The organism is Mycoplasma anseris ATCC 49234, assembly GCF_000702805.1.
In the GTDB taxonomy this organism is placed as follows: Bacteria; Bacillota_I; Bacilli_A; order Mycoplasmatales; family Metamycoplasmataceae; genus Metamycoplasma; species Metamycoplasma anseris.
In genome coordinates, this window is the sequence record NZ_JNJX01000008.1 from 15,674 (window position 1) to 33,002 (window position 17,329).

Annotated in this window: 11 protein-coding genes; 2 read left to right on the plus strand and 9 right to left on the minus strand. The window is 26.4% G+C overall.

Annotated features, from left to right (window positions below):
- Nucleotides 1-9: 9 nt before the first annotated feature.
- From T401_RS0102345 to parE, 6 genes are all read right to left on the minus strand, one after another.
- Nucleotides 10-1,368, minus strand: a complete 1,359-nt coding sequence (locus tag T401_RS0102345) for a Sapep family Mn(2+)-dependent dipeptidase (protein WP_033178890.1) — start codon at nt 1,366-1,368, stop codon at nt 10-12.
- Between the two features lie 59 nt (nt 1,369-1,427).
- Nucleotides 1,428-3,317: an endonuclease gene (locus T401_RS03460; protein ID WP_052169665.1), complete on the minus strand. Its 1,890-nt coding sequence runs from the start codon at nt 3,315-3,317 to the stop codon at nt 1,428-1,430.
- A 63-nt stretch (nt 3,318-3,380) separates the two neighbouring features.
- Complete coding sequence (locus tag T401_RS06925; RefSeq protein WP_033178891.1) at nt 3,381-4,619, minus strand: endonuclease; 1,239 nt, start codon at nt 4,617-4,619, stop codon at nt 3,381-3,383.
- A gap of 102 nt (nt 4,620-4,721) precedes the next feature.
- Nucleotides 4,722-4,847 (minus strand): hypothetical protein, encoded by a 126-nt coding sequence (locus T401_RS06930; RefSeq protein WP_274541137.1) that lies wholly within the window; start codon nt 4,845-4,847, stop codon nt 4,722-4,724.
- Nucleotides 4,848-4,898: 51 nt separating this feature from the next.
- A complete protein-coding gene (locus T401_RS06935; protein ID WP_443093636.1) occupies nt 4,899-7,634 on the minus strand; it encodes a DNA topoisomerase (ATP-hydrolyzing) in 2,736 nt (911 codons plus the stop codon).
- Nucleotides 7,635-7,705: 71 nt separating this feature from the next.
- Complete coding sequence (parE, locus tag T401_RS0102365; protein WP_033178893.1) at nt 7,706-9,625, minus strand: DNA topoisomerase IV subunit B; 1,920 nt, start codon at nt 9,623-9,625, stop codon at nt 7,706-7,708.
- A 67-nt stretch (nt 9,626-9,692) separates the two neighbouring features.
- Between parE and T401_RS06940 the strand changes: the two genes are divergently transcribed.
- Nucleotides 9,693-10,109 carry a hypothetical protein gene (locus T401_RS06940; RefSeq protein ID WP_033178894.1) on the plus strand — a complete coding sequence of 139 codons (417 nt, stop codon included), beginning with the start codon at nt 9,693-9,695 and terminating at the stop codon, nt 10,107-10,109.
- 62 nt (nt 10,110-10,171) lie between these two features.
- Entirely contained in the window at nt 10,172-10,333 is a 162-nt protein-coding gene (locus T401_RS06945) for a hypothetical protein (RefSeq protein ID WP_156935658.1), read from the plus strand.
- 6 nt (nt 10,334-10,339) lie between these two features.
- On the opposite strand, the gene T401_RS06950 is transcribed toward T401_RS06945, so the two are convergent.
- The 3 genes from T401_RS06950 to T401_RS0102385 form a co-directional block, all read right to left on the minus strand.
- Nucleotides 10,340-11,308, minus strand: coding sequence for an Eco57I restriction-modification methylase domain-containing protein (locus tag T401_RS06950; protein ID WP_033178895.1), 969 nt, complete (start codon nt 11,306-11,308; stop codon nt 10,340-10,342).
- 131 nt (nt 11,309-11,439) lie between these two features.
- On the minus strand, nt 11,440-16,308 hold the full coding sequence (locus tag T401_RS05270) for a valine--tRNA ligase (protein WP_274541138.1): 4,869 nt from the start codon (nt 16,306-16,308) through the stop codon (nt 11,440-11,442).
- Nucleotides 16,308-17,315 carry a hypothetical protein gene (locus T401_RS0102385; protein WP_033178896.1) on the minus strand — a complete coding sequence of 336 codons (1,008 nt, stop codon included), beginning with the start codon at nt 17,313-17,315 and terminating at the stop codon, nt 16,308-16,310. Before T401_RS0102385 ends, T401_RS05270 begins: the two co-directional genes overlap by 1 nt.
- Between the last annotated feature and the right edge of the window lie 14 nt (nt 17,316-17,329).

The window sequence follows — 17,329 nt, forward strand, 5'->3', positions numbered from 1 at the left end:
GTTTTTTTATTATTCGTCATATTCTTGTAAACGATTTAAAGCATTAATATAAATTTCTAATGATTCTTTCATTTCTTTAAAACTAAAGGCTTCATTTGCTCCATGCATTAAATGCATTTCTTTAGTTGAACCAAAGGCAACACATGTATCAAGCAATCTGGCATAAGTTCCCCCACCTATTGCTAATGGCTCTTCTTTGGCATTATAACTCTCATTATAAGTGTCCATTAGGATTTTTACTAACTTGTTGTTCTTAGCTATGTATTTGGCTGGTTTATGTCCAATTAATTCGTATTGCACTTGGTTATTAAATTGATTTAAATATGTTTCTCAATCTTTACTTACTTCTTCTTTAGAATGAGATACTGGTACTCTTAAATCAAAACTTAAAATATATTTATCATTAGTTGTTCTTATCATTCCTAAATTAGCTGATAATTTACCTGAAGTATCTTCATAATTTTTAAAAATGTTTGCTAATTCAAAATTACCATTAAATGATTGTTTAATAAATTTGATAAGTTCGTATTCTTGATAGTCAGGATTATTTATTATGGCTTTTAAAGCCTTTAAAATAGCATTATCACCCTTATCAGGCGTTGAGCCATGACCACTTTTTCCTTTAACAACTATTTGATTTGATTCTAGAATTTGAAAATCAGGTTGATTTAAATTTTTTAGAATTGCAGCATCAATGTTTTTTATATACAAAGTATCAGGGATTTGGTTTATCACATCTCCACCATTGAATTCAATGTTTTTGATTTTTGGAAACTTTAAATTAACATGATATACCATTTTTTCGGCGTAAATTAAAGGTCATTCACCATCAGGAGTGTAAGAAATATAAGGAGCTTCAAATTCTTTTAAATAACATTTCATTGATTTCATAGTTGTTTCTTCACTTAAACCAAAAATCAAACGAATTGATCATTCATCACTTAACAAATGATTGTCTTTAATATATTTCATTGCATATAAATTAATAATAGCTGGTCCTTTATCATCTAAACTGCCTCTTCCAAATAATTCAGTTTCGGTAATAATTGGACTAAAAGCATTGCTAATTCATTGACTTTCATCACCAGCTGGTACAACATCTAAATGTGCTAAAATACCAATTTGTTTTCCACCCCTTCCAATTTGAACATATCCAAACCGATTTTGTGGGTCTTTGTATGTTTCAAATCCAAAACTTTTAGCTAAATTTAAAGCATAATTACATGCCTCATCAACAGCTTTCCCAAATGGAAATTCATTTTCAAAATCTTCTTCTGAAATTGAAGGAATAGCACAAATGTTAGCCATATTTTTGACCATCTCTAAAAATTCTTGATTTGTTTGTCTATATTTAATATATTTTTTCATTGCCACCTCTTTTTTTAATGTTTAAATTTTACTAAAAATAAAAAGAATGCTAAAGCATTCTAATTTTTTGGCATGAAATTTAAGGCAACACCTTTATTTATAAAGGTATAATCAATCTTATTATTAAAAATAACGTCAACTAATTCAGGATAATCAGTAAATGGGTTTCTTACTACTTGATGTTTTGCTATCCCATTATTTCGATCAATATCAAACTGATCAACTGGATCATCATGATGTCATTTTAACAAGGTCTTTAAAAATTTAGGATTTATTTCATTTTTGGTATTAATAAAGAATCTTCTAGCTGAATCATTAGCTCTTAAATTTTTATCGCGGTATGTAAAAGCAAAATAGAAAAATGCTCTAGCTACATCTCCTTTAAAAATATCGATTGGTTCACAAACTGGTCCACCATCTTCTTCTGATACGCCAATCTTTGTGCCATTTAAAGAAACATATTTAGCTTTGGTTACTGTTCCAAAAGGATAATTACCATGCATCGCATTAACTTTTTTGTCTGATGGCCAAACATGGTGGGCATCATTTCTCATTGGAGCTGATCTACCAAATCATGATTGAGCAACAATGTGTTCTCTATTCATTCCAGCACCTTCATCTTTACCAACATCTTTATATTTACCATGTTCAAAATTAAATGGATCTGGACCATTGGGATTTTCACCATAAATATCCATTACTGTGCCATCTTTTTCATAATATTTATCAACAAAAGCATCACGGTATGTAGTAAATAAAGCATCATATCCAGGAACATGTCTTGATGATGATTTTTGGATAGCAAATAATGAATCAATTAAAGCAATACCACTTTTATTTTGCAATGAAGCATAATAATCATCACTAACATTGTATTCGATATTGCCATCTCTTTGTGTTACAACTGGTTTGTTAGAAGAATCTGAATCACCAGTATTTGATGAGCCACCATTATTATTACCAGTTTCTGGATCTGGGGTTGGGTTTGGTTCTGGGTTAACTGAATTATCAATTGGTTCTTCAATAATTTCAGGCATTTTGCCTAAATTAGCAGTTTCACCAACTGTTGAAGCTAATTCATTTTTATTTTTTCCTTTATATAATCCAGTTTTAAATTTGAAAATAATATTATTTTGATTATCAAATTCAAAATCAATTTGTTTTTTACTTACTAAAACCAAATTATGGTTAAATAAAGGTTCATCATAATTAACAAGCATATATTTTGTATTTGGAAATATTGTTTGCTTCATTCTTAAAACTCTTCAAAAGTTAGGCGTTCCTTTTCAATTAACTTTTTCCCCATTTGGAAGACAAACAATAGTTTGAGTTTGATAGTCATAATGAAAATCATAACCATTGTTTAAAGCTCAATAAAAATGTTTTTCCATGCCAGGAATAATTTCTAAATTATCCTTCATTAATTTAGCATAATTATTTAATTGTTTAGTTTCTAATGAAACTGTTTCTTCTAGATTAGAATTTGTATTTCCGTTATTGTTATCTGGTTGTGGAGTTGGGGTTGGTTCAGGTTGAGGAGTTGGAGTTGGTTTTGGTTCTGGGTTTGGGACTGGATCAACTGAATTGTTGTTATTTCCACTTAATTTTTGAAATTCAAAACTAAATTGTTTAAATGCTGTTTCCTTAATTATTTGGGGATTAGAAATATCCATAATTTTGATGAAAACTAATGCTTTATTTCCAGTTTTTTTAAGTTTGATAACCACTCGATAATTACCTTTAATTTCAATATTAATGTTAAAATCTGATTCAGTAACTTGATCAATAGATTTAGAACTTGATCCAGGTTTAACACTGACTTCTGTTTGATTTAATAATTCAATCATCTGATCGAATCTATTTTTAGTTGTCGGATCTTGACAACTAACCATTGTTATTGGAGTAATTAAACTACCAATTGGCAAAATTGATAAAAAGAGTTTTTTCACTTTTCCTCCTTCCTTTATTTTACCAAATAATTATAGAATATAAAAATAACCCCCTTCTGGGAGCTATTTATTAATGGCTTTTAAAGTTCCTTTATTATGGAAAGTATAATCAGTTTTATTATTAAAGATAACATCAACTAATTCAGGATAATCAATAAAGGGGTTTCTTACTGTTTGATGTTTTGCAATAGCATTATTTCGATCAATATCAAATTGATCAATTGGATCATCATGGTGTCATTTTAATAATGTTTTTAAAAAGGCGGGATTAATTTTGTTGGTGTCGTCAATATAGAATCTTTTTGCTGATTGATTGTTTCTTAAGTTTTGATCTTTATAAGTAAATGAGAAATACAAAATTGCTCTAGCAACATCTCCTTTAAAAGCATCAATTGGTTCACAAACTGGATTTCCATCTTCAAATGAGTCACCAACTTTAGTACCATTTAAAGAAGTAAATGTAGATGTTTTGACAGTTCCATATGGATAATTACCATGTTTTTCATTTACATAAATATCACTTGGTCAAACATGATGGGCATCATTTCTCATTGGATCTAATTTATTAAATCATGATTGAGGAATAATGTGCTCGCGGTTTGTTCCTTGACCTTCTTGATTAGCTGAATAACCACCATAATGAGCATAAGTATATGGATCTTTACCATTTGGATTTTCACTATATAAATCTAAAATGGTGCCATCATTTTCATAGTATTTATCAATAAAGGCATCACGATATGTTGTTTTCAAATATTCATAACCTGTAGAATTGCTTTTAATGCCTCTTGTTCCTTCAATTTGAATTTCATGTAATTTGTTTAATAATTGCATTCCAGAAAGATTTTCTAATGCTAAATAATATTTGTTAGTTTTTTCATAAACCAAATCTTTATTGGGTGCAACTGGTGGTTGTGGCTTTTGATCTGGTTTTGGGTTTGAAATTTCTTTATTTTGAATTTGAATATTACCATCTTTAATGACAAGTTCAAAATCCTTAGAGACTTCTCGATTAGTCTGCTTTTCTTTAATAAAAATTCTTAAGATTGCTGGGGTGCTGTTTTTAATCAAACTATATCTTATTTCGAAAATATTATTATCATAATTAGATGCAATAAAATCATTTTCTACTAAACTGTTTTCATTTTTAGTTTTTGCTTCTGGTTTTATAACGATATTAACATTATTTCTTGTTGATAATAATAAATCTTGTTCTTCCTTTTTAATACATGAAGAAGAAATTAAAGGAAGCGTGATTATACTTAATGAACTAAGGCATAAAAATAATTTTTGCTTTTTCATAAATAAACTCCTATAAGTTTTTTATTCATATTAAATTTTACTCTTAATAATAAAAAAAATAGGCATTTTACCTATTATGAATAATATAAAGAGAGAGGAAAATTATTTGGTAGCTTCAGCTTCTGCTTTTCTTGCAGCTCTTCTTTCGTCTCTTGCTCTTTCTTTTGCTAATTTAGCTTTTCTTTCTTCAGCTCTTTTTTTATTACGAGCTCTTACGTCTTTTCTCATATTTTTTCCTTTGTTATATTGTTTGATCAAATAATATTTTAATATTATAAACTATTTTTTCTTTAGCTCATTAATCTTATTAAATAAACCATCAATATCAATTTTATCCATTTCTTTTAATTTATTAGAAACGCTTTCTTTTGTTGCTTTATTTTGATTTGGAGTTTTTAAGACTTTTTCTTCATTTAAAATAAAATCATTTGTTTCTTCAAATAAAGCGATTGGTTCTGGTTGTTCTTTTTCTTCTTCAATTTGTTCATTATAGAAATCATCATCATATATATAATGGCGTCTAAATAAACTTGCTTCAATACTCATTGTTTTATCAAAGTTTTGGTTTTGCCTAATGGCTTTTCGTTCTTCTTCTGATTCAATTAATAACTGATTAATTGTTAAGGGTTGAATTATTTTTCCTGCATTTAAAGGATCTTGTAATCTAGTTCGACTAATTGGATCACCAATTTTACTTAATTCAATATTTTTTAATTCATATTGTTTCAATTCATTGTTTTTATTTGTATAAAAATGTTGTAATTCTTTGGTTCAAATTTCCATGGATACAATTTTTGATTTAACTGATTTTAAAGGATCAAAGAATTTCTTGCCCCTGCTCATTCTTGAAGGGAATTGTCAATCTTCTTCACATCTAGTTAATTTAAATTGTCCTTTATCAGTTAACATTAATACCTTATTGCCATACATAATTGGAACAAAACCTTCCACTTCTTGATCCTTGTCTAATTTATAAAGCAATTTAATACCACTAGCAGTTAGACTATAAATCGGAACATCACTGTGATCTTTTAATAAGAAATATAATCCCCCAGTAATCAATACCAATAGCATTTTTTCTTTATTTGTAATTTTGGCATCCAATAATTCATCATCTTTTTTCAATTTGATACATCTTCTTTTTCTAGCAATTGATTTAGAATCAAATTCATTAATGGCAACCCGTTTGGCCATTCCTTTTTTTGATACTAATAAAATTGAAACATAACTATCAAATGAAGAAGCTTCAATTATCCGGATAATTTTTTCATTGTTTTCCAAAGCCACAATATTAGAAATGTGTGTACCTAAATCTTTTCAAGAGCTATCTTTAATATTATGAGCATCTAATACAAAGAAATTACCTAAACTAGTAAAAAAGATTAATTTTGATAATGAATTTACCTTATCAAAATATAATAATGAATCACCATCTTTTAATTTATAAGTATTTAACTCATTTGAAGAATAAGCCTTTTGACTAATTCTTTTAAAATATCCTTCTTGAGAAATAAAGAAATAAAAATCTTCATTTTTAGCTAATAATTTAGTATTTATTTCGGTTTTCATTTCTTCTTCACTAATAACGGTTAATCTTGGTCTGCCGTATTTCTTCTTTATTTCTTCTAATTGAAGAATAATAAATTTATCAAACTCTTTAGAATCATTTAGTAATAAATTACAATAATTAATTTTTTCTTCTAATTCCTTAGACTCATTAATATATTCGATTTGATCCATTCTTGATAATTTATATAATCTTAATTCAGCAATTGCTGTTGCTTGTAAATTACTAAATCCGAATGTTTTTTCTAATGCTTCAATAACACCCTTTTTCGAATTATCACTATCTTTAATAACCTTAATAACTTGATCACTAATTTCAGCAACTTTAATAAAACCTAAAACGATTTCTAGTCTTAATTGATGTTTGTTTAAATCATAAATAATACCTTTTATATTTACATCTTTTAAATGATTTAAATAAGTATTAATTAACATGTATAAACTCATTAATTTAGGGGCGTTTTCATCAATGGCAACCATATTGTAGTTATAAGAAATTCTTAAATCAGTTTTAGTTAATAAATAAGTCATAATTGCCTTAACATTGGCATCATCATTGAATTCTAAATAAATTGAAATTCCTTCACGATTTGTTTGGTCTCTAATTTCTTTTATACCATTAATTGTTTTATTCACAATTAAAGTGTCAATATCTGCCACTAATTTTGATTTTATTACTCCAAATGGAATCTCATAAATTTCTACCCCAATAATTTTAGATTCGTCTTTAGTATCATAAATATATTTATATTTAGAAGAAATATAAATTTTTCCTTGCCCTTTTAAAAACGCATCTTGAATACCTTCTAAATTATGTACTAATCCCCCTGTTGGAAAATCTGGTCCTTTTACAATATTTAAAAGTTCTTCTTCTTTTGAGGTTGGTTTTTTAATTAAATGAATAGTAGCATCAATGACTTCATTTAAGTTATGAGGAGGAATTTCAGTAGCAAAACCAGCAGCAATTCCTTTTGCCCCGTTAATTAATAAATTAGGAATTAAAGAAGGTAAGACAATTGGTTCATATTCAGTATCATCAAAATTAGGGATCATTGAAACTACTTTTCGATCCAAATCTTGTAATAATAATTCAGAAATACTTTCTAATCTTGATTCAGTATAACGCATTGCCGCAGCTGGATCATCATCAATAGAACCTTTATTTCCATGCATCTGAATTAAAGGGTAATTACTTTTTCATTCTTGACACATTCTAACTAAGGCTTCATAAATTGAAGAATCACCATGAGGGTGGTATCTACCAATAACATCTCCAACGATTCTAGCTGATTTTTTAAATGGTTGATTATTTTTTAGCTTCAAATTTCACATTGAAAACAAGATTCTTCTTTGAACTGGTTTTAAACCATCTCTTGCATCAGGAATGGCTCTTTGTTGAATAATATATTTTGAATATTTGCCAAAACGATCACTCATAATATCAATCATATTTTTATCAATGATCGTTTCAATTACTTGATCGATTTCTTCTTTACGAATCTTAGACATTGAGCACCCCCTTATTTTTTAATTTCAATTTGGAAATCATCATCCGAACTAAAATCAACATATTTGTTAATTCATTCTTTTCTACCACTAATATCATCACTCATTAATGTGCTTACGTTTCTTTCAGTTAAAATTTCATCATTAATATTTACTCTAATAATTGAACGAGTTTTGGGATTCATTGTAGTTTCTCAAAGCTGATCAGCGTTCATTTCTCCCAGCCCTTTGTATCTTTGAATTTCATAGTTTGAATATTTATTCATCAATTCTTTTAATTCATATTCTTCTCAAACATAATAATCTTGACCTTTATTGCTCTTTACACTAAATTTATATAAAGGTGGTAAGGCAATATAAACCATTCCTTCATCAATTAGTTTCTTCATATAACGATAAAAGAAGGTTAACAATAGCACTTGAATATGTGCTCCATCAGTATCGGCATCGGTCATAATAATGATCTTACTGTATTGAGCATTTTTTAAATTAAAATCAGAACCAATTCCTGCTCCAATAGTGTTAATAATGGTGGAAATTTCTTCATTAGCCAATACATCGCTTAATTTAGCTTTAGCAGTATTAATTACTTTTCCTCTTAAAGGTAAAATAGCTTGTGTAACGCGGTCTCTACCTAATTTAGCTGATCCACCAGCAGAATCCCCTTCGACTAAGAATAATTCTTTAACTTTTGGGTTTTTAGATTGAGCTGGGGTCAATTTGCCTGAAAGAATTTTTTTGTTTTCTAATTTACTTTTTACTTTTCTACTTTCATTTCTAGCATTTCTTGCTGCAATTCTAGCATCATATGCTTTTTTGATTCTACTAATAATTTTGTCAGCTTCTAATTTGTTTTCATTTAAATAAAACTTAAATTGCTCACCAAAAAAATCTTCAACAGCTTCTCTTGCTTCTGGAGTTCCTAATTTATCTTTTGTTTGCCCCACAAATTCTAAAATTGATTCCGGTACTTTTAAAGAAACAATTGCAATTAAACCTTCTCTAACATCATTGCCATCAAATGAGTTTTTTCCTTTTAATAAATTTTTAGAAATAGCATATTCATTAATAGTTTTGGTTAAAGCAGTTTTAAAAGCAATTTCATGAGTACCACCATCTCTTGTTTTAACATTATTAACAAAACTATAAATTGTTTCATTGTAATTATCAGTATAAACTAAGGCAATGTCTATATCAATGGTTTTAGCGTTTCCCTTAATAAAGAAAACATCGCTGATAAAGGTTTTCCCTTGACCAACAAATTCAATATATTCTTTTATACCTTCATTAGTTTCAAAAATAACCTTTTCTTTAGTAAATTCTGATTCAAAATGAATTTTTAAATTAGGAATTAAAAAACTTGATTCACGTAATTTTTCTTTAATAATCTCACTTGAAAATTTTGTCTTTTTAAAAATATTGCCATCTGGTCAAAATTGTACTTTTGTTCCGTGTTTTGATGTGGTACCAACTTTGGTTGTTCTTTGAATAATGGTATCTTGTTCAAAGGCAGTAAAATATTCAATTCGATCACGATAAACAGTTGCTTCTAATTTAGTACTTAAAGCGTTAACTACAGAAGAACCAACCCCATGTAATCCGCCACTAGTTTTATAAACTCCTTCATTAAATTTACCACCAGCATGTAGTTCAGTGAAAACTAATTCAACCCCAGTTTTGCCTGAACTATGTTTATCAACTGGAATTCCTCGACCATTATCTTCAATAATGATTGAACCATCTTGTTTAACAATAACTTTAATTTCATTAGCAAAACCTGCTAAAGCTTCATCTAAGGCATTATCAACAATTTCTCAAACTAAGTGATGTAAACCATTTATATCAGTTGAACCAATATACATTCCTGGTCTTTTTCTAACGGCATCAAGTCCTTTTAAAACTTGAAGATCTTTGGCTTCATAATTATTATTCATGCTTATTATTATAAAAGATTTTTAGTTTTTGTTTTTTTCTATTTAAAAATGCTAAAATCAATTTAATATGAATAGATATGAAGAAATCATAAAAATCATATGAAAATATGAAAGACAAAACCTTAAAGAAAAAATTAAACAAGAAGGTTTACCTAATTGATTAAAAGAAAAGATTGAAAAAACTATCAATAGAACTTCTTTAGATACTAAATATAAATCAATTATCGAAGAATTATTGTTAAATGGAGATGAACTGCTTTTAACATTTTTTATGAAAGATCCGAAACGTCAAAACATTTATGAAAGAATTTTTAAAGAAGAAGTCGAAAAAGAGGGATTCAATATTGAAAAACTAAGCACTCATGGCAAAAAAGCTTATTACTTAATAAATGGCAACATTTTACAAAACCCAATTAATAAACCCAAAGAGTTAAAATCGCTTGATTTTGTTATTACAATTAAAAACAAAAATACTATATTGTAAACAAATACACTGATGAATTAGGTGGTGCACAAGATAATCAATATAATGATGTTATTTATCAATTGAGACAATTAAATAAAGTAACAGAACCACATGTTTGATTTTGCTTAGATGGAAATTATTATACTGAAGATAAAATTAATGATCTAAAGAAAATTAAACCGAAGGCAATTATTTTAAATTTAGAATCATTGATTAATAAAGTAAAAAAGATCATTAAATAAAGATCATTAAATAGTATTAATGATCTTTTTAATTGTCTTAAAATCAATTCTTTTTCTATAATTCCCAGTTTCAGAAACCCCTTTAAAAGAACTTCACAGATAATCACAATTATTTTTTCTTAATTCATTAATTTTATTATTCAATTTATTTAGGATTTGATGGTTTATTTCTAAATCTTTAACCATTAATTTGACCTTATGGCGGTCTGTTATTTTAACCTGAGAATCTTCTTTTCAATTGGCTAAATAAAATTTAATATTTTCCTTATCTTTTGTATTATCACTTGCATTTATGCAAAGATTTCCACCAACAATATTAAAAGCAACATGTAAATCATTTTGGGGCTTAAGAATGGTATTTTCTAAATCTAATAAATAATTAAAACTACCAATTAATTTATTATCTTCATATATTAAAAAGTCTTCGTCTTGTTTTTGATGATCAAAGTAAGCTAAAGCGACAGGGTGTTCAGTATCACTAAAATTTTGTTTATTTGGCAATAATTGAAAAATGACAAGTTTATTAATTAATTTTCGATCTTCTTTACGATTACTATTAATTAAGGTTGTAGGAATAATAGCAATTGTAAAACGAACATTACTAATACATCTATCTAAAGATAATTTATATAAGTCATCATAATTTTGAAAATCAACATTTAATTTCATTCTTCTAGCTGAATGTTTTGATAAATAAGGAGGATTTGTAACCACTAAATCAAAGTTTTCATATATTCAATTTTGAATACTATCATTTTGTTTGACTTCTTTGTTTTGTGAATCAATATCATATGACTCATATTTTAAATTTTGATTGTATTTCAATAAAAAATGAATTAAATTATTTGAACCCGCAAAAGGTTCTAAAATTTTTTTATTCCATAAATCATTTTTGTTCATAAAATCAAAAAAGATTTTATTATTTTCAAAAACATTTCTTTCTGTAAAAAATTGACCATTTGTTATTTTTGACATAAATTTCCTTACCTAATTAAACTTATTATATCCAAAACAATTTATTAAATAAAAATTTAATAAATAAAATTAGAATTTCAATTGCACAATAAAAGACCAACGATCTTTTAAATCAATGGTCTTCTTTATTTTTACATTTTAGCTTGTTTATTAGTTAATTCTTGTTCATAGAAGGCTAAATTACCTTCATGCATTGCTAATTTTGCTTGCTTTTCTTTAACAGTTTCTTTAGGAGCTTTAGAAACAAAACTTGGATTATCTAACATTTTTTTGTTGAAAGCAATTTCTTGCTTAGTTGTTTCAATTAATTTTAATAATTCATTAATTTCTTGTTCTTTTTGTTCTTTAGAAAGCAAAATATTAATTTGTACATCATTTGACAACTTGATGTTTAAATCATTATTCTGCTTAATAGCGTAATTTGCTAATTTATTAATAATTTCTAAATCATGTTTATCTAAATCAATATTTAAGGCTTCAAAATATAAAGTTTCTGATTTAGAGATTTTCTTATCTTCACGATGTTTTCTTAAAGTAGTAATGATTTCAATTAATGATTCAACTTTATTTTCATTATGATTTTCAGTGATTTTTAAAGGTGAACTTCAAGATTCTAATAATTCCTCGCTATACATTTGTTCGAATAAATAATCAGTTAAAAAAGGCATAAATGGATGTAAGGTGATTAATAATTCCCTGAATAATAAATGAATAAAGTGGTTAGTCTTTTTGTATTTCATGAATTCTAAATATCAACTTGATAAAGCGTTCACTATGAAATCTTGAACATATTTGAAAATCAAGCTAAATTCATATTTTGCCATTGCTTCATCAATTTGTGTTTTTAATTGATTAAATTTAGTTAAAATTCAATTATCAAAGATATCTAAATTATTTGCGTCAATAATGTTTGTTTTATTAGTTTTAATTGATTTAATATATCTAGCAATGTTTCAGAATTTATTAATAAATAATCTTGCTGTTTGGATTTTATCATCTCCATAATTAATATCTTGTCCTGGAGAACAATTAAAGATTAATGACATTCTTAAAACATCTGAACCATATTCTTCAATAACTTGAATTGGGTCAATTCCGTTTCCTAATGATTTAGACATTTTTCTTCCTTGAGCATCTCTAACCAAGCCATGAATTAAAACTTCTTTAAAAGGTTTATCATTCATAAAATATAAACTTTGGAAATACATTCTTGCTACTCAAAAGAAAATAATGTCATATCCAGTAACTAAAACATCAGTTGGGAAATAACGTGCAATCTTCTGATTAGTTTGTGGCCATCCTAAAAAGGCAAATGGGCTTAAAGCAGAAGAAAATCAAGTATCAAGTACATCTGGATCTTGAATTCAACCTTCACCTGGATTTTCGATTTGAACTTTTATTTCATCATCTTTATATCAAGCTGGAATTCGATGACCTCATCAAATTTGACGACTAATGGTTCAATCATAAGTATCTTTCATTCATCTAGTTAAATCGTTTGAGAAACGATCAGGAATAAATTTAACACCTTCATTCGAATTAAAATGTTTTAATAAACGGTTAGCTAAAGTATTCATTTTCACAAATCATTGTGGTTGAACCAAAATTTCAATTGCTTCATTTGAACGTTCACTATAACCTACATTTGAAGTTGTTTCTTCTACTTTGATTAATAAATTCTCGTTTGTTAATTTTTTTGCAATTTCAATTCTTGCTGATTGTCGATCTAATCCTTTAAATTCCATGGCGTTTTCGTTTAATAATCCATCTTTACCAATACATTCAATAATTTCTAAACCATTAGCCTTAATAATTTCGATATCATCAATAGCATGGGCTGAAACTTTCATTAAACCGGTTCCAAATTCCAAATCAATTAAATCAGAAGTAATAACTGGGATTTCTTTTTTGGTTAAAGGATGAACAATGATTTTATTATAAAGTTGTCTTGCTCTAGTATCCTTAGGGTTAATCGCCACAGCAACATCACTAAATAAAGTTTCAATTCTAGTTGTAGCAATAGTTAAATATTCTTGACTATCTTTTAAAGGATATTTAATGTAATACATTTTTTGAGCAGTTTGTTTAGTTATAACTTCAATGTTTGATAAAGCGGTTTGTAATTTAGGATCTCAGTTAATTGGTTTAGAATCACGATAAATTAAACCATCATTATATAAGTCGATAAATACTTTTAAAACAGCTTCATTAGTGTCCTTATCTAATGTGAATCGTTCATTATCTAAATCTAATGCCAAACCTAATTTATCTCATTGCTTTGAAATGTTATTTGAATATTCATCTTTCCATTTTCAAATTTCTTTTATAAAGTTATCTCTGCCTAATTCATATTTATTTTTGCCTTCTAAAGCTAATCTTTTTTCAACAACTGCTTGAGTAGCAATTCCGGCATGATCTTTACCAGCTACTCACATTACATCAAAACCTTGCAATTTTTTATATCTTATAATGGCATCTTGAATATAAGTATCTAAGGCATGACCAATATGCAATTTACCAGTAACATTAGGAGGAGGTAAAATTATTGTAAAAGGTCTTTTAGATTCATCATGCTTCATAAAGAATTTGGCTTTCTTTCATTTCACATTTCTATCTTTTTCTACTAACTTATGATTAAAACTTTTATCCATTTTTTCTCTCCTTTTTATTGGTTTGTTTAAATCATTATCAATTTCAAAAATCATTGTTTCTTCAAAATTTAATTTGTCAATAACATTTTTTTGTTGATTAGTTGTTGCTTCTTTTTCATAAAAGAATTGTTTTGCTAGATCTTCGTTTTTCAAATTATCTTTATCAATTCATTTGATCAATTCTGATAAAGTACATCAAACATAATGCTCAGTATCAATTTTATATTTAAACAAGTTTTCAAAATTATCAATGTAATTGATATAGTCTAAATAATTTTCTTTGGTTTTATCATCAAATTTATCTAATGCTTTTTTGACAATAGGGTTAATTGGATTGTTAATAATTTGCAAGGTTTTACCTTCTTCAATCACTTTAGAATTATTGATAATAAATAAATCATTAGTAACTTGTCCCGCTAATTTATAATCGCTTAAAAAGTATAATCCAATCCCTTTTTTATCAAAAATATATTTATTAAAAGCATTTAGAATTTCATATTGTTTAGAAATTGTTAATTTCTTGATGTTATTACCAATAATTACTAAGCTTGGCTTATTAAATAAAATCTTTTGAATTTCAACATTAGTTTGCTCTTGTTCAGTTAAATTAGAAATTGGATATTCCATTTTTTCTAAATTAACGTTGGCGTTTTTAAAAATATCATAAACACATGTTTTGATAATAAATTTTCTAACAATTGGGGATTTAGCATGAGTTTTTTTGCTAAACATATTGGCAATTTGAAGAAAATCTTTAGATTGTCTTTTTAAAATACTTGAAATTTGAATAATTAATTCATAACGAGAATTAATTTCTTTTAGATCATATTTATATTTATTTAATTTAATGGATGCAATCAATCTTTCTAAACTAAATTCATTAAAAAAATCTTTTAAAATTCCTAATAGTTCTTTAAATGGTTTTAAGTTTTGTTTTCTTAAAGCATAGCCTTCTAAAAATGCTGATTGTGCTTCTTTTTTATATTTGTTTTCAATAGTATTGCAATTTCAAATATATTCATGTTGAGCATTATCAAAATCTTCTAAAGCTGTTTTATAACGATCAATCCCGATTGCTTCTCGCATTGAAATATCAAGCTTCTTTGTTTTTTCTAAATTAATTAGACTTTGTTTAAATTTGCTTTTTTCATTTGCAATTTGGTCAATTAAATAATTTGAACTTAAAAGAAAATTATAATTAATGATTTTGTTAATGTTTTTAGCAATATCTTTTTTAGATAATTTAGTGCTAATTAAACTTGCTTCTGAATGAATAGTGTTAGAAATTTGACTAATATCGTTGTATAATGTGAATAAATGTTCATGTCTTAATCAAGCTAAACCTTTGGTATTTTTTCTTAAAAATTCAATAATTTTTTTGTTGGTTGCAAAGTTTTTATAATAATGAATAAATGAAGAATTTTTTAAATTATGTTTTAATTGCTCTTTATAAAATTTATTTTGTTGAATTAAATCATGTTTGGTCTTTTTTAATACTCTTTTTATTTCATCTAAAATAACAAAACGATCCTTTTTTATTTCAAATATTTTTTTATTCTCGTAATCTTTTTGTTCTTTTTTTCAGTCAAAAATGTTTAAATATTTTTCTTTTAAGTCTTCAAATTCAGATTTTGTTCTTTGAAACTCTCTAGTATTTAAAAATGATTCGTCCAGCAATTTCTTTTCATTGGTATTTTTTACTAAACTAATTAATTGAAATTCATGTTTTTGAAATGAATCAATCATTTTTCTTAAATGCATGTAAATTTTTTCAATTAATTCGACTTTTTGTACTACCTTTAAAGAGTTAACATTTTCAACATCGATTTCTCTAAAAAAATTAATAATGTCATTAAAAATGGCTTGATTTGATTTTTGTAGATCTAGAAAAATTAAGGAAAAACGATAATTTAAATAAACGCTAAAATCCTCGAATGTATTTCTTCATGATTTAATAAAATTAGTAATTAATGTTTCCAATAAATGACTTGAAATCAAATAATTTTTAATATATGTATAAGCATTATGATTTAAGTTTTTGTTTAAAAATCAACGATCAAAACCATAACCAAGGTTTTGGTTAAATGCTTGATTTTGATAGGTTAAATGATAATTGTTGTCTGATTTAAATTCAATATAGCCCTGATATTTTTTCAAACTCTTATGATTTTTAGTAAGTAAATCAAAAATCATCTCTTTAGTTTCAATATCGGATCCTAAAAAACCGACAATGTCATTTTGTTCAGCAATAAAACTTAAATTGTTGATATATGTTTTGAAACCTGATTCATATTCTTTAATTCTTTTTAAATTTGAAACTCTTAATGAAGTAATTTGCTTTTTTGACATTAAAATCTGCTTTCTTCTTTTGATTTTACTAATGGAGCAACAATTTTATATGTTGCCAAAATGATACCTAAATTAAAGAATATTTTAATTGGACTAGTTAAAGTTTGACCAGTTAGGTTAACTCAAAAATCAGTTTTTAAAGCGGCAGTGTCAGCTCAAGAAAGCAATACAACATTAACTAATTCTAAAATGGCGCACATGCTTACAATGGCCATTACTTCAATAAATGTTTGATATTTGCTTCTTAAAAATAGACGATAAACAATAATCACAGCGGACATCAAAATAAAACCAGAAACAGTTAAAACAATGTAAAATAATTTATTTTTAATAAAACGATTATGTTCAAAAATACTATTATCCAATCCAGAAAAAATTGCAATAATGATAAGTACTTGTAATCCTAATATTACTAATGTAGAAACAAAAGAAAAATTAATCATGGCAGTTGGTTTCGATTTTGCTTCTAAAATAATAATCTTCACTTCATAGAAAGCAATTTTTTCAGAAAAATATTGCATATCTTCAGGAATGTTTTTAAATAAAGCTTCATCATATTGTCTTTTGAAAAAATCAACTATTTGTTTATATTTGAAAATCTTATATTTTCTTGAGAAGAAAATTTCATTAACGTTAAAGAAATAATAGGCACAAATACCTGGAATAAACCCAGCAACAGCCACAGCTAAAGTATAAAGAAAATGATAATAAGTAGGTACTAAAGCAAACGAAATTAAATCAGCTAATACTCCAGTTATAATTCCAACAATTGGACCAAAAATGAAACCAGTAATTTTTATTGGTAGTCCAATAAAACTGAATTTGATGCTTGGTAAAGCACTAATCGGCAAAATACGTACAGAAATAATAAAGAAAACTACTGATATAGCAATTAAAACACCAACAAAGGCAATTCTTTTTGAATTCCATCTACGGTATCCTAATCCAGTTTGTGATCTTACTCATCTTACATAGTGTTTTATACCACCAGGTATTTTAATGTCCATATTGTTTTTCCTTT